General features: G+C 39.8%; 24 protein-coding genes. 6 read left to right on the top strand and 18 right to left on the bottom strand.

What is annotated here, in order from left to right; translation table 11 throughout:
* Positions 1-18: 18 nt before the first annotated feature.
* Entirely contained in the window at positions 19-972 is a 954-nt protein-coding gene (locus B0169_RS07405) for a tRNA-dihydrouridine synthase (RefSeq protein WP_179143628.1), read from the bottom strand.
* Positions 973-1151: 179 nt separating this feature from the next.
* Here B0169_RS07405 and B0169_RS07400 point away from each other — a divergent pair, with 179 nt between their 5' ends.
* The 3 genes from B0169_RS07400 to B0169_RS07390 all read left to right on the top strand — a co-directional run bounded on the left by B0169_RS07400 (position 1152) and on the right by B0169_RS07390 (position 3424).
* Complete coding sequence (locus B0169_RS07400) at positions 1152-1562, top strand: HvfA family oxazolone/thioamide-modified RiPP metallophore (RefSeq protein ID WP_077285329.1); 411 nt, start codon at positions 1152-1154, stop codon at positions 1560-1562.
* Positions 1563-1725: 163 nt separating this feature from the next.
* Positions 1726-2820, top strand: coding sequence for a hypothetical protein (locus B0169_RS07395; RefSeq protein ID WP_077285327.1), 1095 nt, complete (start codon positions 1726-1728; stop codon positions 2818-2820).
* A 223-nt stretch (positions 2821-3043) separates the two neighbouring features.
* Complete coding sequence (locus B0169_RS07390; RefSeq protein ID WP_077285326.1) at positions 3044-3424, top strand: MGMT family protein; 381 nt, start codon at positions 3044-3046, stop codon at positions 3422-3424.
* Positions 3425-3522: 98 nt separating this feature from the next.
* Here B0169_RS07390 and kynA read toward each other — a convergent pair whose 3' ends face one another.
* The 9 genes from kynA to B0169_RS07345 all read right to left on the bottom strand — a co-directional run bounded on the left by kynA (position 3523) and on the right by B0169_RS07345 (position 12701).
* The gene (gene kynA, locus B0169_RS07385) at positions 3523-4485 is read right to left on the bottom strand and encodes a tryptophan 2,3-dioxygenase (RefSeq protein ID WP_077285325.1); all 963 of its coding nucleotides are present in this window, start codon (positions 4483-4485) and stop codon (positions 3523-3525) included.
* The gene (locus B0169_RS07380) at positions 4478-5878 is read right to left on the bottom strand and encodes an FAD-dependent oxidoreductase (RefSeq protein WP_077285324.1); all 1401 of its coding nucleotides are present in this window, start codon (positions 5876-5878) and stop codon (positions 4478-4480) included. Before B0169_RS07380 ends, kynA begins: the two co-directional genes overlap by 8 nt.
* Positions 5878-7155, bottom strand: a complete 1278-nt coding sequence (gene kynU / locus B0169_RS07375; RefSeq protein ID WP_077285323.1) for a kynureninase — start codon at positions 7153-7155, stop codon at positions 5878-5880. Before kynU ends, B0169_RS07380 begins: the two co-directional genes overlap by 1 nt.
* A gap of 37 nt (positions 7156-7192) precedes the next feature.
* Complete coding sequence (locus tag B0169_RS07370) at positions 7193-8035, bottom strand: cyclase family protein (RefSeq protein ID WP_077285322.1); 843 nt, start codon at positions 8033-8035, stop codon at positions 7193-7195.
* Positions 8036-8072: 37 nt separating this feature from the next.
* A complete protein-coding gene (locus B0169_RS07365; protein ID WP_077285321.1) occupies positions 8073-9083 on the bottom strand; it encodes an amidohydrolase family protein in 1011 nt (336 codons plus the stop codon).
* Between the two features lie 9 nt (positions 9084-9092).
* Positions 9093-9641, bottom strand: coding sequence for a 3-hydroxyanthranilate 3,4-dioxygenase (locus B0169_RS07360; RefSeq protein ID WP_077285320.1), 549 nt, complete (start codon positions 9639-9641; stop codon positions 9093-9095).
* A gap of 3 nt (positions 9642-9644) precedes the next feature.
* On the bottom strand, positions 9645-10085 hold the full coding sequence (locus B0169_RS07355; protein ID WP_077285319.1) for a RidA family protein: 441 nt from the start codon (positions 10083-10085) through the stop codon (positions 9645-9647).
* A 373-nt stretch (positions 10086-10458) separates the two neighbouring features.
* Positions 10459-11901 carry an aldehyde dehydrogenase gene (locus B0169_RS07350; RefSeq protein WP_077285318.1) on the bottom strand — a complete coding sequence of 481 codons (1443 nt, stop codon included), beginning with the start codon at positions 11899-11901 and terminating at the stop codon, positions 10459-10461.
* Between the two features lie 11 nt (positions 11902-11912).
* The gene (locus B0169_RS07345) at positions 11913-12701 is read right to left on the bottom strand and encodes an SDR family oxidoreductase (protein WP_077285317.1); all 789 of its coding nucleotides are present in this window, start codon (positions 12699-12701) and stop codon (positions 11913-11915) included.
* A 432-nt stretch (positions 12702-13133) separates the two neighbouring features.
* Here B0169_RS07345 and B0169_RS07340 point away from each other — a divergent pair, with 432 nt between their 5' ends.
* Positions 13134-14471 (top strand): amidohydrolase, encoded by a 1338-nt coding sequence (locus tag B0169_RS07340; RefSeq protein ID WP_077285316.1) that lies wholly within the window; start codon positions 13134-13136, stop codon positions 14469-14471.
* A 114-nt stretch (positions 14472-14585) separates the two neighbouring features.
* On the opposite strand, the gene B0169_RS07335 is transcribed toward B0169_RS07340, so the two are convergent.
* From B0169_RS07335 to tpx, 3 genes are all read right to left on the bottom strand, one after another.
* Positions 14586-15362 (bottom strand): substrate-binding periplasmic protein, encoded by a 777-nt coding sequence (locus B0169_RS07335; protein ID WP_158077063.1) that lies wholly within the window; start codon positions 15360-15362, stop codon positions 14586-14588.
* 237 nt (positions 15363-15599) lie between these two features.
* Complete coding sequence (locus tag B0169_RS07330) at positions 15600-16067, bottom strand: Hsp20 family protein (protein WP_077285314.1); 468 nt, start codon at positions 16065-16067, stop codon at positions 15600-15602.
* 318 nt (positions 16068-16385) lie between these two features.
* The gene (gene tpx / locus B0169_RS07325; protein ID WP_412842120.1) at positions 16386-17024 is read right to left on the bottom strand and encodes a thiol peroxidase; all 639 of its coding nucleotides are present in this window, start codon (positions 17022-17024) and stop codon (positions 16386-16388) included.
* 215 nt (positions 17025-17239) lie between these two features.
* On the opposite strand from tpx, the gene B0169_RS07320 reads away from it, so the two are divergent.
* Together B0169_RS07320 and B0169_RS07315 are read left to right on the top strand one after the other, a co-directional pair.
* The gene (locus B0169_RS07320) at positions 17240-18370 is read left to right on the top strand and encodes a response regulator (RefSeq protein ID WP_077285312.1); all 1131 of its coding nucleotides are present in this window, start codon (positions 17240-17242) and stop codon (positions 18368-18370) included.
* Between the two features lie 2 nt (positions 18371-18372).
* Positions 18373-19335, top strand: a complete 963-nt coding sequence (locus B0169_RS07315) for a GGDEF domain-containing protein (protein WP_077285311.1) — start codon at positions 18373-18375, stop codon at positions 19333-19335.
* 592 nt (positions 19336-19927) lie between these two features.
* Here the strand turns inward: B0169_RS07315 and B0169_RS07310 are convergent.
* The 5 genes from B0169_RS07310 to B0169_RS07290 form a co-directional block, all read right to left on the bottom strand.
* The gene (locus tag B0169_RS07310; protein WP_077285568.1) at positions 19928-20290 is read right to left on the bottom strand and encodes a VanZ family protein; all 363 of its coding nucleotides are present in this window, start codon (positions 20288-20290) and stop codon (positions 19928-19930) included.
* Between the two features lies 1 nt (position 20291).
* The gene (locus B0169_RS07305; RefSeq protein WP_077285310.1) at positions 20292-21953 is read right to left on the bottom strand and encodes an amidohydrolase; all 1662 of its coding nucleotides are present in this window, start codon (positions 21951-21953) and stop codon (positions 20292-20294) included.
* 127 nt (positions 21954-22080) lie between these two features.
* Entirely contained in the window at positions 22081-23295 is a 1215-nt protein-coding gene (locus B0169_RS07300; protein ID WP_077285309.1) for an ABC transporter permease, read from the bottom strand.
* Between the two features lie 27 nt (positions 23296-23322).
* Complete coding sequence (locus tag B0169_RS07295; protein WP_077285308.1) at positions 23323-24633, bottom strand: ABC transporter permease; 1311 nt, start codon at positions 24631-24633, stop codon at positions 23323-23325.
* Between the two features lie 39 nt (positions 24634-24672).
* Positions 24673-25374: an ABC transporter ATP-binding protein gene (locus B0169_RS07290; protein WP_077285307.1), complete on the bottom strand. Its 702-nt coding sequence runs from the start codon at positions 25372-25374 to the stop codon at positions 24673-24675.
* Positions 25375-25432 lie beyond the last annotated feature (58 nt).

The raw sequence follows: 25432 nt of genomic DNA, 5'->3' as shown, positions 1-25432 counted from the left end.
TATCTTTTTTTAATTGACCTATGATGATGAAATAAGGTCAATTTGTTGCAGAATTTCTGCTTTATCTTTTAATAGTTTGATCGCATTAAATAGCTGCTCAGCTTGCGGGTACTGTAATCTTAAGTAGCGTAACCACTGTTTTAAGCGGCTTGAGAAATAAAAGCTTTTATTACCATCTAATTCAAGTGCACTGTAACGCTTTAACAGTAGGCTCAGTTCAGACCAAGGCATGGGCGTGGCATCAAATTTAATCACATTAGCTAAGTTAGGAAGTGCCAATGCGCCACGTCCTAGCATCAAATTAGCGGTTTGGCTTTGTTGTAAGCAGTTTTGGGCATCGGCTTTATTCCAAATTTCCCCATTAGCAAATATTTCAAGGCTGTGCTTTTGTGTTAATTCGGCAATAAAGTGCCAATATGCCGGTGGTCGATAGCCATCGAGCTTAGTTCGCGCATGAATTGTTAGCTGTTCAGCACCTGCACATTCAACGGCACTGACAATTTCATTGAGTTTTGATGCATCATTGAATCCTAGTCTAATTTTTGCTGACAATGTTGTATCTTGGCTAATAGCGGCTTTGATTTTTGTTAATATCTGATAAATTTTTTCTGGTTCATTCAATAAAACCGCCCCCCCTTTGCTTTTATTGACTGCTTTGGCCGGGCAGCCAAAATTTACATCAATGCCATGTGAGCCTAGTTCAATTGCCCTAACCGCATTTTCTGCCATCCAATCGGGCTCTTGTCCAAGTAGCTGCATCCTTAATGGCGTGCCATTTTCTGTGCAACAATGATTAGCGATTTCAGGGCAAATTTTTCTAAACACATGTTTAGGCACTAAAGAATCAACTACTCGAACAAACTCAGTTATGCAAAAGTCATAACTATTTAGTGAGCTTAGTAAATGGCGCATTAACTGATCCGCTACACCTTCCATTGGCGCTAGGATTATTTTATTAACTTGTGGTTTCATGAAGATAAAGCTAGGCTCAATTAGGTTGGAAAAATATTATGTTTGATAAAACGTGAGTTTCTTTAATTCTATGTAAAAAGTGTACAGTACTTGAAATTTATTTACAGTCCATAGGGTCTTTGTAAATAGCTATACTTATATGATGTAGTGTCAAATTGAAAAATTAAAAGGAAAAAGTAATGAAATTAATCAAAAAATCTTCAATTGCAGCTTTATTAGGTTTATTTGCATTAACTGTTGCGGCAACTATGCCAGCAAAAGCAGAGACTAACCCATTTGCTGTACAAAATACTATGACTATCGTTTCTGCTGATGACCACGAAAAAGGTAAATGTGGTGAAGGCAAATGTGGCGAAAGCAAAATGAAAGACAAAGCCAAAGGTAAATGTGGCGAAGGTAAATGCGGCGAAAGTAAAATGAAAGACAAAGCCAAAGGTAAATGTGGCGAAGGTAAATGTGGCGAAGGTAAATGCGGCGAGACTAAAATGAAAGCCAAAGCCAAAGGTAAATGTGGCGAAGGCAAGTGTGGCGAAACTAAAGCAAAGACTAAAGCTAAAGGTAAATGTGGTGAAGGCAAGTGTGGCGAATAAGCTCATTACTTAGTCACTAAGTTATTCATCTACATTCATAGAAACCACTTCATTTGAAGTGGTTTTTTAGTGCTCTTGTTAAAGTATGTTAATTATATTAGTGCTCGTGTTTATTTAGTAATTGCTTTATTATTAAGTATTTAGCATATAAAAGGGTTTGAAAATGGGGGTGAATTACCGAATAGCTGTTTTAAGTTTATTGCTCTTTTATGTTGTTTCTTGTGCGCCTTCAGACTACAGTCAGGCATTAAGTGCTTATCAAGAAGCCCAAAAAACTCAAAAACTGTCATCACTGACCTTAGCGTTAAAAAAATTAGCACAATTGTCCCCCGAAACCTATCAAGAGCAATTGGTGCTGGCTGAAAATTCACAGGAAAAATTAGCTACTGCTGAACGGGCACTTGCCAATGATGATTATCACACTGCCTATCTTGCTAGTCATGAAGCTTATCGCAGTTTTCCTAGCGCAGACAGTAAACAGGTATTGATTCAGTCAGGCCGTCCGCTGTTAACGTTATTAAAAGCCCAAGAAAGCATTGATCGTTCCTATCAATATCGGCAATTATCATTAAGGCCAATATTCGAGCGCTTTTATCAGTCAAAGGTGGTTGATTGGGATTTAATTCAAGGTAATGAACTAGTGAATAAACTCAACCATAGCGTTATTGAATTAAGGCGCGCTTTTGAGTATATCCAAGAAAGTGCTTTGCAACATGAAATACCTGCCGTGATGTTGTGGGAAAAGGAAATTTCGAAGCAGTTAACTGAGTTACAACAAGTACGAGACTACTTCCCAAATCTTGCTCGCTATCGCAGTGCAAAAGTGTTGCTATCATTAGCGAAATCACTGGCTGATGAAAGTATCGAGTTGTTATCTCTAGTGCGCCCCAGCATGGCTAAAGGTGCCACCAAACGCTCTTTTCTTCAAGCAAAAGATGAATATGCACTCTATCAACAGCTAATGGAAAATATCTCGTTAGCCGAAAAATCAAGCCGTAAAGATATTCATGCTCGTTGGTACACCGATTGGGAAAAAACAGTATTAGAGGTACTTGAAGCGGGCGATAATTTTGCTAATTACCCCACGATAGTTAACGAAAGCATCAGTATAATAGAACAAATTATTCACGATAATTATGTTGAATCACCGCCGATGATTAAAGATGAATTTTATGACAAAGCACAGGTCACAGAGCAATTGCCAAGTGTTAATGCCCTATTAGCAAAATTGAAGAGAGACAAAGCGCTTTTAATCTAAACCTATATTTGTACTATTCCAGCTAATAATGTATTGATTATCAGGGAATATTGTTGAAAACAATGCCACGTGTTATAAACAAACTCTTAAACAGCTGTCGTGGTGTGTTTTCTCATCATGCATGTTCATCTGACGTTGAAAATTATCCACCTTTAGCAGAAAATGTAGCACAACATTTATTTCATGAGGCAGAGTTAATAATTAACAAGCTCTTTACTAATTAATGGTTACTCAATTAACTTCAGCAATAAAGCCAAATGAAAAGCATATAAAAATATGGCAAGCGGTACAGGCTATTCCTTTAGGTAAAGTGGCCTGTTATGGGCAAATTGCTGATTTAGCTGGTTTGCCTGGTCGGGCACGATTAGTCGGTAAAGCCTTAGGCTCGGTGCCTAAGATTGGCTGGCGTGGTCAGGCTGTACCATGGCATAGAGTGATTAATTCACAAGGCAAAATTTCGTTTGCGCCAGACACTGATAACTTTCGACAACAACGTAATTTGCTGCAAGATGAACAAGTCGTGGTAATTGGCGGAAAAATTAAGTTAAAAGACTTTCAGTGGCAGCCTGACTTGGCAGAGTTATTGTTTGTACTTGAGGGGTAATGCTGCCTAAAATCACAACGGCTACGCTTAATTAGCCAAGCATAACCGTCATGGCAACTGGACATGACGGTTAACCATGACGTGTTTACAGCGTTGCACTATAAATGCGTGCGTACTTCAAACAGCTCAGGAAAAAAACTAACATCTAAAGCTTTTTTCAAAAAGCCTACACCTGATGATCCCCCTGTACCTTTTTTGTAACCGATAATACGTTGCACTGTATACATATGCTTAAAACGCCACTGCTGAAAAGCATCTTCAATATCGACTAGTTTTTCTGCTAATTCATATAGCTCGAAATAAGTTTCAGGTTGCTGGTAAACACTCAACCATGCTTGCAAAACACTGTCGTTACGCTGATAGGCTTGGGTAACATCGCGTTTGCTAACCTTTTTGTCGATGCTAAAGCCGGCGTTTGCTAGTGCGATGATGACCTCATCGTATAAACTATTTTGTTTTAACAGTGCCTCAAGTTCATGATATTCACTGCTGTTAGCACGATGAATATTGAGCATATCAGCACTTTTATTACCTAATAAAAACTCTAATTTGCGGTAACCACAACTTTGAAAACCTGAAGAACGACCTAAGTCGTCACGAAATTTTAAATAATCGCTTGGGGTCAACGTCGATAAAATATTCCAAGACTGGGTTAGTTGCATAAATATTTGTTTAACCCTGGCAATCACTTTGAAAGCAGGACCAAAATCTTCAGCTTTTATATAATTAATCGCACTTTGTAATTCATGGCCGGCTAACTTTAACCATAATTCGCTAGTTTGATGAATAATAATAAAGAGCATTTCGTCATGCTCGCCACTTAAGGGCTTTTGCGCAGATAGCACTTGGCTTAATTGTAGGTAATCCCCGTAAGACATATCGTTGTTAAAGTCTTGATGTATCCCTTGCTCAAGCGGACGAGTGTTACTATCTGCGCTACTATTTACGTTAGCCCTTGCTTGGTGAAAAGGGCAACCACTTGTGTTGTCGGCACTTGTATGTGCTGTTGTATTCGAAGCTGATTTATTCGCGTTTATGGTTTTATAGTCAGATTTAGTCATGAGATAAACCTTGCTGTTGATCGTTTATGAGTGCATGGGCTAATTGGTAAAGCTTTTCGTAAACGAGGTCGTCTTGCCAACAGCTTTCAATATTAGGGATTTGCATGATTTCTTGCATAATGACTTGCTGAATATCACCGATAACTAACGCCGTTGAATAGGGAATGTCTGGCGAAAAAGTCACCATTGAATACAGAGGAGTCCAGAGTTCAGGGTGGCGTTGATGAAACTCAGCTTCAATTTTTTTTTGTAATAAAAATCTAGCTTGACCCGAGTGTTCGCTCATTTCAATAAAATTACGTTGGGCTAACTCAGTTATCGCATCAGCATTTATTTTTCTTTGCGCTTGGTAGGCGGGAAATATTTTTGACCAGTTGTGATTATACTGAGTAATCAATTGTCCTAGTTCACGGCAATCTTCAAAGCCACAGTTCATGCCTTGGCCATAAAATGGCACCATGGCATGAGCAGCATCTCCGATCAGCGCAACTTTTTCGTTGATCACCCAAGGATCAACTTTTACCAGAAACAATGGATTAGCCGTTTTTGCCATGAAGTCATCAATTGGGTTCTCTAATAAAGCCATAGCATCGGCAAAGTTAGCTTGGAAAAACTGTTCAACGTTATCGCGCTCAGTCAATGATGCAAATGACATGTCGCCTTGAAAGTCGAGAAATAATGTACAAGTGAACGAACCGTCAGGATTTGGTAAGGCGATCAACATAAACTTATTTCGTGGCCAAATGTGTAAGGCATTTTTCGCCATTTTAAATGAACCGTCATCATTGGCTGGAATATGTAGCTCAATATAGCTTTGCGGCATATAAGACTGGCTGTAGCTAAAGCGCGGTGTTTCTTGTGCTAAACGCCTGACTTTTGAATAAGCGCCGTCGGCGCCAAACAATATATCTGCAGAGACTTTTTCAATATTATGTTCGTGTAAAAAACTGGCGCAGGCATTGTCAAAGTTAACGTCGACTAATCGTTGATCAAACTTTATGCTAATTAATGGTTCTTGCTCAGCTAAATCAAGTAATTGTTCGTTAATACCCGCACGCGATACAGACCAAATTGCTTGCGATTCTTTACCATAAGCTTGCTCGGTAAGGCTGCCGTCAATGGCATGCATAATACGTTTGTGCATCGCAATGGCTTGTTGCTTGACTAATCTATCAAGCCCAACAGCCTCAAGAGCTAGCCAGCCTCGATCTGATAATGCGATATTGATTGATTTACCTTGATAAATACTTTTCAACCGCGAGTCAGGACGTGATTCAAACAAGTTAACCGAGTGGCCGTGGCGCGCTAAAATGATGGCTAATAGCGTCCCCACAGGGCCGGCACCGGCAATAGTGATAGTTTCACGTGTAGAGGAATTTTTACTGAGCGACATTAAAGGCACTCCTTTAATATGCTGACAAAATGATAAATATCTTGAAAGCTATTGTACAAAGGCACTGGAGCAACGCGAATAACATTAGGCTCTCGCCAGTCAGTGGTAACACCTTTTGCTTCTAAAGCATTAAACATCGCCTTGCCGTCAATCCCCGTATCATTGACCATGAGCGATAATTGGCAACCACGCTCAGCCGCATTTTTAGGAGTAATAATACGAATTTTATCGCCCAATTGTGCACTGAGCAGTTCGATCAAATAATCCGTTAATAATAACGATTTTTTACGTAGTGCGGGCATGCCGCCCGCTAAAGTGATGGTATCGAAAGAGCCACGCACAGCCGCTAATGACAATACCGGTGGGTTTGATAATTGCCAACCTTCTGCGCTTGGAATTGCTTTAAAGTTATTTTCCATTTTAAAGCGGCTAGACTTGTCATGTCCCCACCAACCTGCAAAGCGATTCAGTTCAGTGTTTTCAACATGTCGTTGGTGGACAAAACAGCCGGCAACAGAGCCTGCGCCACTATTGAGGTACTTATAACTACACCAACAAGCAAAGTCGACTTGCCATTGATGTAAAGATAACTCTATGTTGCCTGCAGCATGTGCGAGATCAAAGCCGACCTTTATACCTTTCGCATGGGCAATTTCGGTGATTCGTGCCATATCTAGTACTTGGCCAGTATAATATTGTACGCCTGGCAGTAAAATTAAGGCAATTTCATCGCCGTGTTGTTCGATTAATTGCCAAAGATCATCATAGTTAAGTAACTCCTCGTTGGCTCTTGGTGCCCATAATAGTAGGTTGTCATCGACATTTTTATTGTGATGTTTTAATTGGGATTCAACCGCGTAATGATCAGAAGGAAAAGCATGATCCTCGATTAAGATCTTTGCACGTTGCTCAGTTGGTTGGTAAAAGCTCGCCATCATAAAATGTAAGTTGGCGGTAAGTGAGTTCATCATAACCACTTCTTTTGGCAATGCACCGACAAGTTCAGCTGCTTGCTCGGTTAAAAACTCATGATAAGGTAGCCAAGGGAATTCGCCTTCGAAATGCCCCTTTACGCCTCTTTTTTGCCACGCATCAAGTAATTCAATTACCGCGGCACGAGCTAGTTTAGGCTGTAAACCTAATGAGTTGCCGGTGAAATAATACTCGTCTGTGCCATCAGGCTGTTTAGGGATAGCAAAGTGCTCACGCATTGCTGCAAGTGGATCGTTTTGATCTAATTGTTGTGCATACGCTAAGGTGTTTTTATCAGTGTTCATTTTGTTCTCATTATTTAATTGTTGTTACACCTAGTGGTTAATTTATTTGCTGTGCTTGAAATAGCTGAGGACGACTGGGCGCAGCGTCATTAACAAAAGCCGGTGTTTGTAAATTCAGAAAGTAAAAACCGTCAATGATGTTGTTGTTGATATAAGCCATTTCAGTAATGGTTTTATTGACTAAGCTGGTGCAGTTCAGCTGATGTGCGCCTTCATCAACTTGCCAAAATTCGTGATGGCAAGTTAATAATCCATCGTCGTTGAGTCGGTCTAACGAAGGCAGGTCTAGAATCAGGTGTTCGACCCCTCGCTCGTTAAGATAAAGCACGGCATCGCGGGTAAAAAATGCCGGTTGATTAGCTGCGCTATAATGGGCTTGGCATTTATTGGCGCTATTGGGCATGGTTCTTACCACTAAGGCTTGTAATTGCTGATCTTGGTACGGTGTTAACAGCTGTTCAAGTTGCTGGCGGCTGATCACTGTGTCATTTGTTTTTAAGCTTGGACTGTATCTATCAGAAGTCTCATTTGCGGCGATCGGACTAACTGAAATTAATACACAGGGTATTAAAGGCGGTAGCTCAAGTGAAGCAATACTGTTCGCCAAAGCACTGCCTTGATGGCAAATATGGTTAATGGTTTCAGTATGCGTACCATTACAATGTGGATTGAAGCTGAGCTCAAAGACATTACAACTGCCACCTTGAGTGGTGTCGCCAATAAAACCACTCGCTTGCATAGGTTTGGCTAATGCTGGCGCAGCGCTAAAATGACAGGGTTGATTTTCGCTCTGCTGAAAGTCTAGCGCGATAGCTAACGAATAACTAACGTCAGTATTAACATGATAATGTTGCTGATCCAACGTAATGATTATTTTCATTTTTTACACCTAATCGTGAATTATAACTTGCTGGTGTTTATAAAAACTGTGCTTTGCTTAAACCGAGCCAATTAAGCGCACTGCCGTGCAGTAACTTAGCTTTAATATCATCGTCAAACTGGCTGTCTTCAATTAATTTACCTGGACTAAGTTCACCTAATGGGAAAGGGTAGTCAGTGCCTAGGGCAATATTGTTTGGCCCCATCAAATCAACTAAGTATTTCAGTGCTAATGGGTCATGTACCAGTGAGTCGAGATAAATTTGCTTGAGAAAGTCACGTGGGTTTATTGAGCAATCGACCGCACATAAATCTGGGCGAACATTAAAACCATGTTCAATTCGACCAATAGTTGACGGGAATGAACCACCACCGTGTGCGAAAGCAACTTTAAGCTTTGGTAGGCGTTGTAGTACGCCGCCAAAAATCATAGAACAAATAGCTAAGCTCGATTCGGCGGGCATTCCGACTAACCAGGGTAACCAGTATTTGGGCATTTTTTCTTTTGCCATCATGTCCCAAGGGTGAACAAAAATCGCTGCGCCGAGATCTTGTGCTGCTTCAAAAATTGGAAATAATTTCTCGTGATCTAAATTCCAGTCATTAATATGAGAACCAATTTGTACGCCGGCCATGCCAATGTCTTTAACACAACGTTCTAATTCTTTTATCGCTAAATCAGGTGCTTGCATTGGTAAAGTCGCTAAACCTATAAAGCGTTTAGGGTAGTCGTTTACTATACCGGCAATATGGTCGTTTAAATATTTTGACAGGTCTAACGTATCTTCAGGCTTCGCCCAGTAATTAAACATCACAGGTACTGTCGATAATACTTGTACATCAACTTTGTGTTGTTGGCAGTCTTGCAAGCGAACTTTAGGATCCCAGCAGTTATGCTCAATTTCGCGAAAAAACTTTTCGTCAACCATCATCCGTGCGCAACCACATTTATGGTGATCTAGACTAACAAAGCCATCATAACCGTATTTTTCACGCAAGTTCGGCCAAGTTTTTGGCAAAATATGTGTATGAATATCTATTTTTAGCATTGTGACCCCCTAGTTTTTTTCGGCGCGAAAGCCACATTTTTTGCATTGACAGTTTTCACTATCACCATAAAAGTTATTGAACACTACCGGTAAGTCGGTTTCGATGTTATCTAAGCCAAATGGTTGATTGTATAGCGGATTTTTACATTGCTGACAAAACCAAAAAAGTGCGTCCTGTTGGCCTATTGCCCGTTTTTGTTCAACCACAAGCCCGACACTATTTTCAAAGCGTTGTGGCGAATGTAACACTTTAGGTGGTAGTAAAAATATTTCGCCGGCTTTGATGGCAATATCGCTAAAGGTTGGTGCTTGGCTATTTTTAGGGTCGCTCGCATAATCTTCGTTGATCACACTGAGCACCATGTCGCCTTCAAGTTGGTAAAATAGTTCAGGCGTTTCGTTGTAATGATAGTCACTGCGACTATTCGGTCCGCCCACCACCATGACAATAAAGTCATCTTGTTCGAAAATTTGTTTGTTGCATACTGGTGGTTTCAGCTGCTCTCGGTGCTGATCAATCCATTGTTGTAAGTTAAAAGGCATGGAGAAGTTCGTCATGATTTATGCGCCTTCTTTTGCTGAACTCGCAGGAAGCGCAGCGATGCACTTTAGTTCAATGGCAATGGGAGTCGGCAGTTTATTGACTTCAACTGTAGTGCGACAGGGCATGTTTTCAGCAAAATACTCAGCATAAACTCGATTATAAATAGCAAAGTCATCTTTCATATTGGTTAAAAAAACCGTGACATCAACTAAATCCATCCAATTAGCGCCTGCTGAGGCTAAAATAGTGCTGACATTTTGAAATACGCTATGACACTGGGCTTCAATGTCGTAGCTCATAATTCCACCATTTTCATCGAGCTTGACGCCGGGAATATCGGCACTACCTGCTTGACGAGGGCCAACACCGGATAAAAATAGCAAATTTCCTACTTGTCTTGCATGCGGGTATAAACCTACCGGTTTTGGTGCCTGATCGGCATTAAAAAATTCTGACATAAGGTTATCCATTAAATGTTTTTTTTATTGTCGTTATTTTAATTATGTTAGTTATGTTAGTTATGTTAGTTATGTTAGTTATGTTAGTTATGTTAGCTATTTGGGTTACTGCTTAACTCGTTTTAAGCGCTAAGCAGCGCTTGAACACTTTTAAGTGTAGTCACTCAACTGGGTAACATAGTGTCTAAGTAAAGCGTTTATTGGCGAATAAAAGCGGGCTAACGTGAACTAGCCTGTTTATATTGAGTAGGGTCTATTCAGGTTAATGTCCATTTGCAGCCCAACGCGCTAGCAAATATGGCTCCTGAAGATTTGAACTTAGTACAAGTTTGATTCATAAAATATTCAGCCTAAGGCTTGCAATTGGTGTTGGTTAATATTTAACACAGACGTTTTTACTTTCGGTAAAAAAACGCATGGCTTCTAGGCCACCCTCACGGCCAAGGCCTGAGTGGTTCATACCACCAAAGGGAGTACGTAAGTCTCTTAATAACCAGCAGTTTACCCAAACAATGCCGGTATTTAGGCTCTCAGCCATATCATGTGCGCGTGCTAAATGGTTGGTCCATACTGTTGCAGCCAAACCGTACTGACTATCATTTGCTAATGCTAACGCTTCTTGGTCGGTGTCAAAGGGTTGTAGGGTGATGACAGGACCAAAAATTTCTTCTTGATTACAGCGGGCGCTGTTGGGTAAATTTTCGATAATCGTCGGTTGGAGAAAATAACCTTGCTGACAGCGACCATTGAGTTTAACTTGTTGGCCACCCGTGAGAATTTTCCCTCCTTGGCTTTTTGCGCTATCGATATAACTCAGCACCTTATCTAGATGGGGCTTTGAAACTATTGCCCCCATTTGACATTCTGCTTTTAGCGGATCACTGGGTGTTAATGCGATAGCTTTTTTGACAAGTGCTTGTTTAAATTTGTCGTAAATTGAGCGTTCGATATAGAGTCGTGATGCGCATAGACAAATTTGTCCTTGATTGGCAAAGCTGGCGCGAAATACTTGTTCAACGGTATTGTCGAAATCACAATCAGCAAAAATTAACGCCGGATTTTTACCGCCTAACTCTAAAGATAACTTTTTAAATTTAGGCGCTAAAAGCTGGGCTATAGCAGCGCCGGTGGCTGTACCGCCGGTAAATGAAATCGCTTTTACTTGTGGGTGTTGGCAAATAGCTTGACCGATCTTTGCACCGCTGCCATGTAAAATGTTTAATACGCCTGGAGGCAAACCAACTTTTTGACAAATTTCACCGAGTAAGGCCGCGGTTTTTGGTGTTACCTCCGAGGGCTTAGCAATCACACAATTACCTGCAGCTAACGCTGGCGCTATTTTCCAGGTAAATAAATATAGCGGTAAATTCCAAGGTGAAATACAGCCTACGATCCCCACGGGTGGCCTGAGGGTATAATTTATTGCGCTACCAGCCATGGCATGAGCTTCACTGGCAAATTGAGAGCAGGCATGAGCAAAAAACTTAAAGTTACTGGCTGCACGAGGAATATCAATATTGCGGGCGAGACTGACAGCTTTACCGTTATCTCTGGCTTCGGCTAAGGCGAGCTCTTCTGAGCGATGTTCAATCTCATCGGCAATCGCAATTAAGACATCTGCGCGTTGCTCAAGATCCATCTTTTGCCAAACAGGCAAGGCTTGTTTGGCTGCGGAAATCGCAAGTGCTAAGTCTTGGTTGTCGCTATCAGGAGTTTGACCGTACACTTTACCTGTGGCAGGTTCAATGTTATCAAGGTACTGCTGATTTATCGGTACTTGATATTGACCATCAATAAAGTTTGCAATGATATCCATTGGTAATTCCTTTATAGGCAACTTGTACGACCGCCATCAACCGGTAAATTAATACCGGTAATATAGCCGGCTGCTGGTGAGGCTAAAAATGCTGCTGCAGCAGCAAACTCTTCCGGCGTGGCGAAGCGACGCATGGGGATTTGTGCTTTTTCGTTGACGGTGGCTTGCTCAATCGTAATCTTTTGCTTTTGTGCTTTACCAGCAATAATGGCATCTAAACGAGCGGTTGCAGTAGCACCGGGTAAGACATTATTTACTGTAATACCAAAAGGGCCTAATTCATTTGCTAGCGTTTTAGACCAGCTTGCCACTGCGCCCCGAATGGTATTTGACACACCTAAACCTGGAATCGGTTGTTTAACTGAAGTCGAAATAACGTTGATAATACGGCCAAATTGATTTTCTTTCATGGCAGGAAGTAAGGCTTGTACCAAGTGATGATTGGTAATCAAGTGCAGGTTGAATGCTTCAATGAATGCATTGACATCGCTACTATTTGCCGGCCCAGGTGCTGGGCCTCCGGTGTTATTTATGAGTATGTCATAACCACCATTAGTGGCAATATCATCGATAATAACTTGCTTAACTTCTATAGGATGAGAAAAGTCAGCTATCAGTATTTTATGTTGTTGTCCTTGTGCAGTACACAGTTCATTTTTTACGCTTTCTAGCCTCGTTTTATTACGAGAAAATAAGGTAATGCTGGCACCTAAACTGGCAAGCTCTATTGCACAAGCACGGCCAATACCTTGACTGCTACCACAAACTAATGCTTTTTTTGAGGCTAAATTAATATCCATTACTGACCTTATTGTTTTTATTTTAGACACTTTTTTAGCACAATAAAAAATTTAATGTCAGTAAAATATTGACAATATTTCATCAAATAAACGCCGTTGCTGTCAGCTTTAATTGCCGCTAATTTATTGAACAAGGATTGTTGTTAAAAAAATCTTATCCCCGAGATTCATAAATCAATAAGTAAACAAATAATTTGGTTTTTGGTGTTTTTAATAAACAAAAAGCACGTTGTGCACACGATTTGGTGAAGCATTACACAGTTAATTGTTGCTTTAATTAACGACATGTTTTTACTGAAAATTAGTCGGAAACTGTTGGAAAATTAATATTATTTGATGTTGTAATAGCGCAGAATAACGAAAACAACAAGACATTAACGGTTAGCCTAGGTACATTAAGTTAACCACAATAAACCTGAGAAGAAGACTGAAATGAATCGTAATGCACTTTCTATTTTAATTGCCTCAACGCTGGCAATTTCTGCTTTAATGCCAAATACTGCTTTAGCCTTTTCACCAACAACAGCAGACTATGTTGCGCAAGATTACCAACAGCATCTAGCGCCGTTATGGGATCATTTTCATCGTAATCCAGAGTTATCCTTAATGGAAACCAAAACCGCGAAACGTTTAAGTGAAGAGTTGAGCTCGGTTGGTTTTGATGTAACTCAAGGCGTAGGTGGTACAGGTGTCGTGGCTATCATGAAAAATGGCCCTGGTCCTATGGTGATGGTGCGTGCTGATATGGATGGCTTACCGGTTGTTGAGCAATCAGGTTTAGCTAATGCTTCAACGGTAAAGATGAAAGACTGGAACGGTGAAATGGTTGGCGTTATGCACGCTTGTGGTCATGATGTGCATATTACTAGCCTTGTTGGTACTGCACGCTTTATGGCTGAGCATAAAGACCAATGGTCAGGTACGTTAATGTTGATTGGGCAACCGGCTGAAGAGAAAGGCCCTGGAGCTTCTGCAATGATGGCCGATAATTTATGGCAACGATTTGGTCAGCCTGATTATGCTTTTGCTTTCCATGTCAGTGCTAATTCAGAAGCGGGGAAAGTGATTGTTGATGAAGGTTCGCCTTATGCTGGCGCGGATACCGTTGATATTACTGTACATGGCATTGGTGCTCATGGTGCATCGCCGCATCAAGGTAAGGATCCAATTGTGATCGGCGCACAAATTGTTAATAACTTACAAACCATTATTAGTCGTGAATTAGCGCCACGTTATGCGGGGGTTATTACCGTGGGGGCATTTCATGCCGGCACTAAGCATAATATTATTTCGGATGAAGCTAAATTACAGTTAACGGTACGTAGTTTAACGCCAGAGGTACGCGAGCAATTGTTAACAGCTATAAAACGTGTTGCTATTGGCACTGCTCGTACTGCTGGCATCGCAGAAGATAACTTACCTGAGGTGGTGGTAAGTGAGTTCTCGTTCCCTCCAACTTTTAATGATCAAAAACTCGCTAAGCGCCTAAAAGGGGTACTTAGTGAGAAAATGGGTGATGATGCATTGCTAGCGCCTGCTGAAACCGGCATGGGAGCCGAAGACTTTGGTTTTTTCACCTCTGATCCTTATATTCCTAGCGTTTACTTTAAAGTAGGTGGTACACCCAAAGCTGACTTTGAAAGGGCTGCAAACGGCGGAGCCGCGGTGCCGAGTCATCATAGTCCACAATTTAAAATAACCCCTGAACCGGCAATTAAGTCAGGTGTTGAAGCAACGGTTCATGCGTTATTAGATGTGATGGCGAAGTAAAATGCATGAGGGGAATAAATGCTGACATACTGTATTTAAGCGTGTAAACAGGTTTTACGCGCCCCCAAGTGATTAATTTTATATCTTACAGTAAGTGTGAACCTGCCATAATGATTAAATAAGATTAACCATAGTTGGCCGCCATTTATTTTTGATGGCAGTAATGTCACCTCTTTGCTCTAACCGTTGCATGGCATTGGTCAGCGCATTGATGGTTGCTTTGTCTGTATGCAGGCTACATGCAAAATAAAAGTCTAATGTCAGCTCTTTTAAAAATAATTGATTTTTGTATTTAGCTGCTTCAGTTGAGTTTTGTACTCGATTATTTAGCAGGTCGTCATTAAGTACGACTAAGTCAATCTGTCTACTAGGAATGTCTAATAACTTTAGTAGCGAGTCGTAGTTATTCATCACATAAAGGTTTTCATTTTCTACAAAACCTTTTGACATTAGAAAGTGATGGGTGACATCATCTTTTATTACGGCAACTTTATGATGTTTAGCTTGTGCTAAATTGGCGATTTTAATGCTATTACTTTTGAGGCTATACAATGAGATAGTACTCGTCGCAATATGTCCTATCCATTGAAAAAGTGCTTTGCGCTCTGGGATATGTGCAAGTGAATAAATACAAGTGTTGCTATCATGCAATGCACTGCTATACGACAATGACCAAGGGTTTGCGGCTAAACTATAAGGTAAATTAGCTTCTTTTAATACCGCCTTAACTATTTCTGTTGATAAACCTCCAATGTTTTTGCCATTAACGATTTGAAAAGGCGATAAATGTTCGGTAACAATGTTTATATTTGCTGAAGTTGCACTGTTGCAAAAAAGTAATATCGATAACAATAGGTTATTGATGAGTTTATTTTTGGCTATTTTTAGCAAGTATAAATCCCTTGGCATGAGGGTTAAATAATCATGAGTTATATGATTATAGTGAGTGATTATCAGTGCTATTTTGCAGTGCAATGGTAGATCAGCTTTAACTTAATAATTGATAGATATGTTGATATTAAAATTAATTATTGCTGTTTTTATGTTCATATTAACAGCAGTTAATCATAAAAAAAAGCCCAGTTAAAAACTGGGCAAAATAAGAAGGGAAGTGAATAAGTAACCGTGTTAACTTTTTTGCTCAATACCTTTAGGCTGTATCAGGCTTTTACCATTAATCGCTATTTTTCTTGGTTTTAATGCTTCTGGTATTTCTCGTTCTAAATCTATATGTAATAAACCGTGCTCAATAAAAGCGCCGATAACTTTTACATGATCGCCTAATTGAAATCTGCGTTCAAAGTTGCGTTCGGCAATGCCTTGGTGCAAGAACTTACGCTCTGCATTGTTACTGTCATTTGATTTTGTACCTGTAACAATAAGGGTGTCTTGCTTTGATTCAATATCAAGCTCTTCTTCTGCAAATCCAGCGATTGCCATGGTTATACGGTATTGATCCTCTGCAAGTAACTCAACGTTGTACGGGGGATAAGAAGACTGTTTGTCTGCTCTTGAAGCTTTATCGATTAATCCTGCTAAGTGATCAAAACCAATAAATGAGCGGTAAAGTGGGCTGAAATCTGTTGTTGTACGCATAATTCATATCCTATTAAAGTTTAGCAATATGTTGTCTCTGTCAAAATTTCGTGATGCTAAAGCCAGCTGATGCTGCGAATTAATACATCTGAAACTTATAATGCTCAGAGTGTTAAAGTGCCTTTCAATATTGAACAGGCGGTTAATGTAGACCCTATTGGCGACTACAATATTAAAGATGGGATTGATGAGTTTAAATTCAATAGATAGAGTAAAAAAAATATTAAAAAGTACTTAAAATATTGTCATTAAAAGTTTTTTTTATACTTGTCAGAGCGCGATTTTATTGGCTCTGACAAGATTTATTAACAGCAGGGATTAATCTGCTGATTTATCAGCTTCAGGTGCTGTTTCAACTTGAACCGGGGGAACTTTTTGGCTTAATGATTTTAATTTGGCTAAGGCGGTGTCGTAATCTGGATGTTGAGATATATTACTGACTAATTCTTTATAAGCAATTTTACCGTCGGTATCTATGATAAATATCGCCCGTGTTAGCAAGCCCATATCCTTAATCAGAAGACCATAGTTTTGACCAAAATTACGCCATACCGCATCAGATAAAACTTTTATGTTATCGACTTTTTCGGTTTTACAAAATCGCTTTTGGGCAAAGGGTAGATCATTACTGATCGTTAACATGACTAAATCTTCAGGTAAGTTTGTAACTTCTTCATTAAAGCGTTTAGTCTGAATAGAACAAACACCTGTATCTAAACTTGGTACGACAGAAATTAATACCGCTTTATTTTTAAATTCAGCCAATGTTACCGGAGAAAAAGATTCAGTGACTACTTTAAAGTCGGGGGCGATATCCCCCAAGTTCACTTGATTACCAAGCAAGGTAACGTACTTATTACCTGCCATCACTAAATTAGTGGTTTCTGTTAGTTCTTCAGCAGAAGCGGCAAAGGTAAATAATGAGCTAAGTAGTATAAATGTGGGTAGTTTCGAAATATTCATCATTAGATAGTTTACTGAGGATAAAATATTGATCAAGCTTACCTTTGTGTAATAAAAAATGCGAATAAAAGGTGTTTTATTTTTAAAATAGTACTATTTTTGACTATAATAGCGTCATTACCTATCGAGTCTATGTACTACTAATATATATCTTGTTAGGAAAATCGCTTGAACATTCTTTTTACATAGCAACCTAGGATTTTTCCTTTATGCCAACACCTTTACTCATTTGTGATGATTCCAATATGGCGCGAAAACAAGTCGCGCGCTCGCTTCCTGATGGTTGGGATGTTGAGATAACTTTTGCCAGTAATGGTGTTGAGGGGATAGCAGCGATTAAGGAAGGTAAAGGTGATGTTTTGCTACTTGATTTGAATATGCCAGAAATGGATGGCTATCAAGTATTGGAAACCATATTACAGCAAGACTTACCGACCCTCGTCATTGTTATATCTGGTGATATTCAGCCAGAAGCACATCAAAGAGTCAAAAGTTTAGGTGCGTTAGATTTTATTAAAAAGCCAGTTGATAAAAATAAGCTTACCGAAATATTAAGTGCTTATGGGGTATTTAATAAAAGTGACCTCCTGATTCAGCAAACTCAAACACAGCCTGCTGAACTTAGCAACCATAGTTCGGATGACAATACCCCGATATCCGTGCCTACTGCAGAGACAAAGGTAACGCCGTTTGCAGAGGAAATTGAATTAGAAGATCTTGATAAGCCAGAGCAATCAACGATTGATATTGACAGTGATATGCTTGATTGCTACCAAGAAATTGCCAATGTTGCTATGGGCCGAGCAGGGGATTTACTTGCGCGCTTACTAGATGTATTTGTTGTTCTGCCAATTCCTAATGTTAACTTTATTGAAGTTAGTGAACTTACCATGGCGCTTTCAGATGTTGAAAGTAAAGAAAAAACCTCTGGTATTTGCCAAGGGTTTATTGGGGCAGGGGTTTCTGGAGAAGCATTACTCATTTTAAATGATTCTAGTTTTAAAGATGTCGCTTCACTAATGAAATATGATCAAGCACTTGATAATAGTATTGAATTAGAATTACTTATGGACTTAGCTAACTTGCTTATTGGTGCCTGTTTAAGTGGTATTTCTGCACAACTTGATATGTCATTTAGCCAAGGACATCCTGTAGTTTTAGGGCAGCATAGAAAAATTGCTGAGTTGATTGCGACGAATACCAATAAATGGAAGAAAACGCTAGCAATAGAAATTAGTTATAGTATCGAAAATTACCCAATTAAATGTGAACTGTTATTACTCTTTACTGAAGAGTCAGTCACAACCCTTAATAATAAAATTGCTTATTTGTTGGATTAATCATGTCAATAGAAACAGAACAGTTAAATGAATTACATTGGCTAATGGAAATGCTTCATACCATTGATGTTGGCTTAGTGGTGCTTGACCGTGATTATAGTATTCAAATATGGAACGGTTTTATGGAAAACCACAGTGGCTTGTTACCACGTGAGGTTAAAGGACAAATATTATTTGATCTTTTTGATGAGATCCCCGAAGACTGGTTTCGTCGTAAAGCCGAGTCGGTATTTTTATTAAAGAACAAAGCGTTTACTATTTGGGAGCAACGCCCCTATGTTTTTAAATTTAATAATTACCGTCCAATTACTGGTACCGCTGACTTTATGTATCAGAACACGACGTTTATTCCCTTGATGTCAACAACGGGACAAGTTTCTCACTTATGTTTGCTAGTTTATGATGTCACGGATAATGCCACACATAAAAAAGAATTAGAAAAGGTCAATGCCGACTTGGCTATTTTGAGTCAAACTGATGGCTTAACGCAATTGTTCAATCGTAATCACTGGCAGCATTGCCTTGAAGCTGAATTTAAACGCTATGCTCGTAGCCAGCATTCAAGTAGCTTAGTGATGCTTGATATTGATCACTTTAAGGTAGTTAATGACAGTTATGGTCATTTAGTTGGCGATGATGTAATACGCCATTTAGCAAAGCTTATTCATGAACAAGTACGAGAAACCGACGTATCAGGACGATATGGCGGAGAAGAGTTTGTTGTTTTGTTAGCTGATACAGGCCTTGATGACGCCGTGACTTTTGCTGAGCGTTTACGCAAAACTGTCGAGCAATCTGTAGTTATCCACAACGATATTGAAATTAAATATACTATCAGTTTAGGTATCGCTGAGATTGACCCCTCGTTTACCACGGTGTCGCATTGGCTTGAACATGTTGATGATGCGTTATACAAATCAAAACAAAATGGTCGTAACCAAGTCACGGTATTTAAAAAACCGTAAAATGAATATTCACAATATGACTTACGCTAATCTCTATTGTTTTAGCCTGTTTGCCTTAGCCTGGCTTGGTAGCTATTGACTAAAAAAGCCCGCTAGGGCTTTTTTACTTTCAAAGAGTGACCGGCACAAATAACCTGAGTTCGGATAAGCTGAGTCTGTCAATGTGATGGTTTCTGCGCGCATCAAGGCTTATCAGCTTGATAAGAAACTATGCGCTAAGTTTTATAACAATTGACTAAAGTTTTTTAAAACATTGCTCTATAGCAACTTTTTGCACATCGATTATCCCAAGCTTAGGTTAACCTGAACTCTGGATAAGCAGCACTTGCTCAATCTTCCCTTTTAAGCCATTATCTGCGTTAAAACGTCGATAAATAGCGCGCTATTGATAAACGTTTTGCCTTGGAAATGGCATAAAATGAAGCATTGATGATATCTATTAGTGATGTTCACCTTGCTATAGCATTTACTTTGCCGCCTAAGCATCTTATTCACGTGAATATCAAGCACTCATTATCCAGAGTTCAGGTTAGGTTAAATCATCTTGATACCTTGTCAGCAATAAATAGACACTCTCCTTACTCAAACAGGGTTACCTTAATTGCTTTGGCGTTAGCCAAAATAGGGCTTGCGTTATTATTATGGCTAAAAGCACGCCACCGGTATTTGCTAGCATATCTAACCATTCCCCATATCTATTTACATGCGGTTGTATTAATTCAATTAAACCACTCCAGAGAATGAAAAATAATGCTAATGCAAGCCAGTATTTAGGTCGACGTAATGCCGCGGGTAACATTAAAGCGCAGTAGGCAATAAAATGGTGTGTTTTGTCACTGCCAGGTGCTGCCGGTAAACTTTCTACCGGTGATAACGAGCCAATTGTTATCAAGGCTAAAATGACTAAGGTAATGGTTCGCCAGTAGTGTTTAGTTAAATTTGTTATTGTAGTCATATTATTTTTCGAAGACCAATTTACCATTCACCCAAGTTTTGTTGACAGAGGTTCGCCATATATCCTCTTTTGCCATGGTAAACAAATTATTGTCTAGTATAATAAAATCTGCTTTTTTACCTTTGGCAAGACTACCAATGATTTGTTCTTGATGACCGGCATAAGCAGCATCTAAGGTAAAGCTTCTAAAAGCTTCTAGTGGTGTCATTTTTTCTTCTGGAAACCATCCACCTTTCGGGCTATTACTATGATCTTGGCGAGTAATCGAAGCATGTAAGCCATAAAATGGGTTGGGTGACTCCACGGGAAAATCTGAACCTGCCGCAATAATCGCATTAGCAGCAAGCAGTTTTCTCCAAGCATAAGCACCTAGTATTCTATTTGGGCCTATTCGATCTTGAGCCATGTTTTTATCACTAGTGGCATGTGTTGCCTGCATGGCTGCAATGACTCCAAGCTCTGAAAACCTTGGAATATCTTCTAATCGCAATACTTGTGCATGTTCAACACGGTGTCGAAGCGCTTTAGTGTCAGTTGCTTTAATTTGCGCTTCATAAGTATCGAGTACTAATTTATTTGCGTTATCGCCAATGGCATGGCTATTCACTTGAAAACCCAGTTTCATTGAGGTGTTAACTAGCTGTTGAAACGCTTTTGGTGTGTTTAGTAATAGGCCTTTATGACCCGAATGATCAGAATAATCTTCAATGAGTGCCGCGCCACGACTGCCTAGCGCACCATCAGCTTGAATTTTTACGCTGTTGAACGTGAACATATCGTCTTTACTGCGGTATTGGCCTTTTGTTAAGGTTTCTTGCCAGTTAGCTGACGGTAAATACAACATGGCATTCACCCTAATACTCATAGCATTTTCTTGGCTAAGTTCTTTAAAAGCATTTAAATTATCAGTATCAATACCAGCATCATGCACGCTCGTTAGGCCATAACTTGCCAGTGAATTCATAGCTTTGACTAGTACTTGCTTTTGTTGTTTGACACTAAGTGGAGCAATACTGTTGTCAATAAGTGCCATAGCATTATCGATGAAAATCCCCGTAGGGAGACCATTTTCATCTTTGATAATCTCACCACCTTCAGGTGATAACGTGGCTTTATTGATACCAGCTATCGCCATAGCTTTTGAGTTGGCCCAACCCGCATGACCATCAACACGCTTTAACCAAACCGGCTGATTTGGAAATAAAATATCTAAACTTTTGGCGCTAGGAAAAGTATTACTCGGCCATTGTGTTTGGTTCCAACCCCGGCCTTGTATCCAGGTTAATTCAGTATTGGATTTTGCATAGTTAAAGGTTCTATCAACAGCATCTTGTTCTGAAATGCTATGAACTAAGTCTGCACGCAGTAAGCTTAAGCCGTAGTTTAAGATATGGCCATGGGAGTCAATCAAACCAGGGAGTAAGGTTTTTCCTTGGCCATCAATAATATTTATATTTTTACTTGTGGGTAGTGGGTCTGCCCCAGAGTAAAGTTGATCAATTTTATCGTCAGTAAAAGTAATAGCCGTAAAGCGCTCCAAGGCATTGTTGGTGATGGTATAGCCTTGAATATTTTTAATTAAGGTGGTTTTTGCTAAAACTATTGTCGGGCTTATTGCTGCTAATAATAGTACGGCTTTTATTGTGTAGAATAAGGTTTTCATCAGGCTTCCTTTTTCTTTGAATATTAGCATGAAAAACAATGAAAACTTTAGTTTTGGTAAAATGCTGTATGTTGTAAGGAAAAAATAAAAGGCCCGATAGGGCCCTTGATAATTTGAACGTTATTGTTTATATCGTTCTGGTTGCCGTTGCTGGTGCGATCATAGCGGCTTTTCTGGCGGGATATAGTACAGCTAATTGCCCAACAATAAACAGCGTGATAACACCAAAAGCGACTAACTGAAAACTGATAGGCGATAGGTTAAAAGTGTTTACTAGCCACATATTCAGTGCAACGGCACCAAAGCAACCAATAATGATGCCAAACGTTGAAATAATGAAGTTCTCCATCATAAAGTAGCGCATTATTTGTCCTTTGGTCGCGCCAAGCGCTCGGCGAGTACCTATTTGCTTGGTACGACGATTAATACTAAAAATAGCAAGCCCAACAATGCCAAAACCGGTAATTAAAGTTAAGGTTATCACTACTGTTGTTAAAATTTTATTGGTAGCATTATGCTGGCGATAACTACGCTCGCGGGTGTCCTCAATAGTTGTCACGCGACGAATAATGCGTTTTTTATCACTTTCAGCTAACGTTTTCTCGATGATAGGCATCAACTCGTCACGTCGACCGGCTTCAGTACGAATAAAGTAATAACTGCCTTTAGATTCACGCTGAAATGGTACGAGCATACTACGTTCAACACCATTCCAACCATTCCATGGTGCTTGTAATGCCGCGACAATACCGATAATTTGTATTGGTTGTGTTTGTGATATATAAACGGTTTTTCCAACAGCAGATTGCCAATTATCAGGATATAAGTTTTCTGCAAAAGCTTGAGTGATGATGGTTTTTGCTGGCCAAGTTGATTGCCCTTCTTTACGTAATTCAACATCTTCAGGCTGGAAGTTAGCTCCTGCAACTAAGGTTAATCCCATGCTGTTAATGGCATGATCATCAACCATGTATATGGCTGTGCCCACAGCATCTTTATCTTCACCTGGTTCATGCTGTAAAGCCATTGACCAACCACTGCTACTTAAGGGGATAGCATTAATTTGGATAGCATCAACAACACCTGGCGTGTTACGAATAGTATGTAGATCGGTTTGCAAGTGTGCTTGAATATTATAATCTTGACCAAAAACGGTATTAGTTAGGTAAAAACTATTTTTTTCATCTAAACCGCTTTTGCGCTGCATTTGTTGCTGACGGTCTTGGATCATAAATATTGCATTAACCATAATGGTCATGGTTAATGCAATTTGTAACGCGATAAGTAATGCTCCGATTTTGTTACGTGCTAATGCGCGCAGTATCAGTCCTGTTTCTAACATAATTGTTTCCTACTTTATCTGCTAAGCTTATTGGCTTTTAAGTTGTTGAGCGGGCTGAATATTACAAGCTCTCCACGTGGGGTATAAGCCAGCGAGAATGGTGGATACCAGCGCCAAAACTACGGCAGATATGGCCATGTTAGTGTCTAAGCTGGCTAATCCTTTCATATAATCACCATAAAGACTTTCTACACTTTTTAAGCCGATAAAAGCGAGTGTTAAGCCAAGCAGGCCGCCTAATATACCTATACATGCAGACTCGATAATGTACTGGCTGAATAATGTACGCTTACTAGCACCTAAGGCTTGTCGTAAACCTATTTCGGGTGCTTTACCTAAAAATTTTGCCAGTAATAAACCAACGGTATTAAGTAAACAAACCAGTAAAAACATCAATGACATCGCCATCATCATTTGCGCGTCATCAGCAACTACTTCTTGTGATTCTAGCCATTGCATTACATGACTTAAGCGATTATCAAGCGGGCGTTGAAAACGGCCAAACTGTTTCTGCTCTTGTACATAAGCATTGAGAAACTGTTGGTAATCGGCTTTGTCTTGTTCAGTTTTTAATTCCACCCAAAATTGTGTCCAAATACATTCGGATGCTAGGAAGGCTTGAAAGCCATCTCCGCTTGGTTTCCAACAATTGGTATTGCCTGAGCGCGATATTTTTTCGTCGGCAATTAAATGAAAGGGCACAAAAACATCTTCTGAGTCGTTAAAGGCACCTGTGGTTATGTCATAGAATCGTGGTTTTGGCTGCCAATTGTCAATAACACCAACTACGCGCAACATATTGCCTTCGAGCTTAATTGATTTACCTACAGAGTCAGCACCACCGAAAAGTTTATCGTTAGTTGCTTTACTTAATACCACAACAAACTCTTTACTTTCATCGCTTTTATTTGACCAACCACTGCCGTAAATAAAAGGCACATTGAACATTGGGAAAAAGTCTGCTGAATTGGCCCGGCCATTGACAATTAGGGGTAACATTTCAGGATCTTCAGGCTCAATAACACCGAAAGCTTGTGTTTGCACATTTTGTCGAAATGCTTGTTTTGCAAGCATTAAATTGGTTGAATCAGTATATGTTAATTGATCTGGCGGGTTTAAACCGTCGTCAAAGGGATCGTTAACGTCCCAACTATCAAGCTGAACATAATACAATTGTGCACTTTTTTCAGGGATCGGGTTCGCCGACATTAAATAGTTTACGGTAATTGTCGTCATTGCTGCACCAATACCAAGCCCTATGGCACATATCATTAATAGGCTTAATCCCCAATGCCGGAGAATACTTATCCAAGCGAGTCGTAAATAATAACTAAACATAATGTGTCCTTGTTTTTTGTACGTTAACGTTTGAATACTTTAAGCAATAGCTTGGTTATGCTGTCTGCTAATATTTTCTAGCTCGCTGACTTTGCCATCTTTCACTTGAATGGTCCTTTTCGCGCGTTGTGCTAACTGCGCATCATGTGTCACCATGATGATAGTGGTACCTTGTTGATTGATATCTTCTAGTAAACTCATGACACTTTGTGCCATCTCAGAATCTAAATTTCCTGTTGGCTCATCAGCTAATAAAAACCTTGGGTCGGTAGCTAAAGCTCGTGCAATGGCGACACGTTGTTGTTGTCCGCCTGAGAGCTGACTTGGTAAGTGCTTCATTCGAGATGCAAGGCCAACACGCTCAAGATTTTGTTCAATGCGAAACTTCCGCTCTTTGGCATTAAAGCCACGATAACGGAGCGGAACATCAACATTGTCGTAAAGATTGAGGTCAGGAATTAAATTAAAACCCTGAAAGATAAACCCTATTTTTTCATTCCGCATCCGCGAACGGCCATTGTCGTTGAGCTTACCTACATCTTCGCCATCTAATAAAAACTCACCATTACTAAAAGTTTCCAAGAGTCCTGCAATGTTTAAAAAGGTTGTTTTTCCTGAGCCGGAAGGTCCAGTTACACTGACAAAGTCGCCCTCGTTTACCTGTAAACAAAAGTCGCGTAGCGCATGTGTTTGAATATCTGCAGTTTGGAAAATTTTATTAATATTTTTCATGATCAACATAGCTAATTCCCTGGTATCTAATGAACAGTTTTCTGTTCTATTGTTAAATTTTTATTGG

Origin of the sequence: Cognaticolwellia aestuarii (assembly GCF_002000025.1) — a bacterium.
In the GTDB taxonomy this organism is placed as follows: domain Bacteria; phylum Pseudomonadota; class Gammaproteobacteria; order Enterobacterales; family Alteromonadaceae; genus Cognaticolwellia; species Cognaticolwellia aestuarii.
The sequence above is the reverse complement of the archived record's forward strand: the minus strand, read 5'-3'. Positions and strand labels throughout refer to the sequence as shown.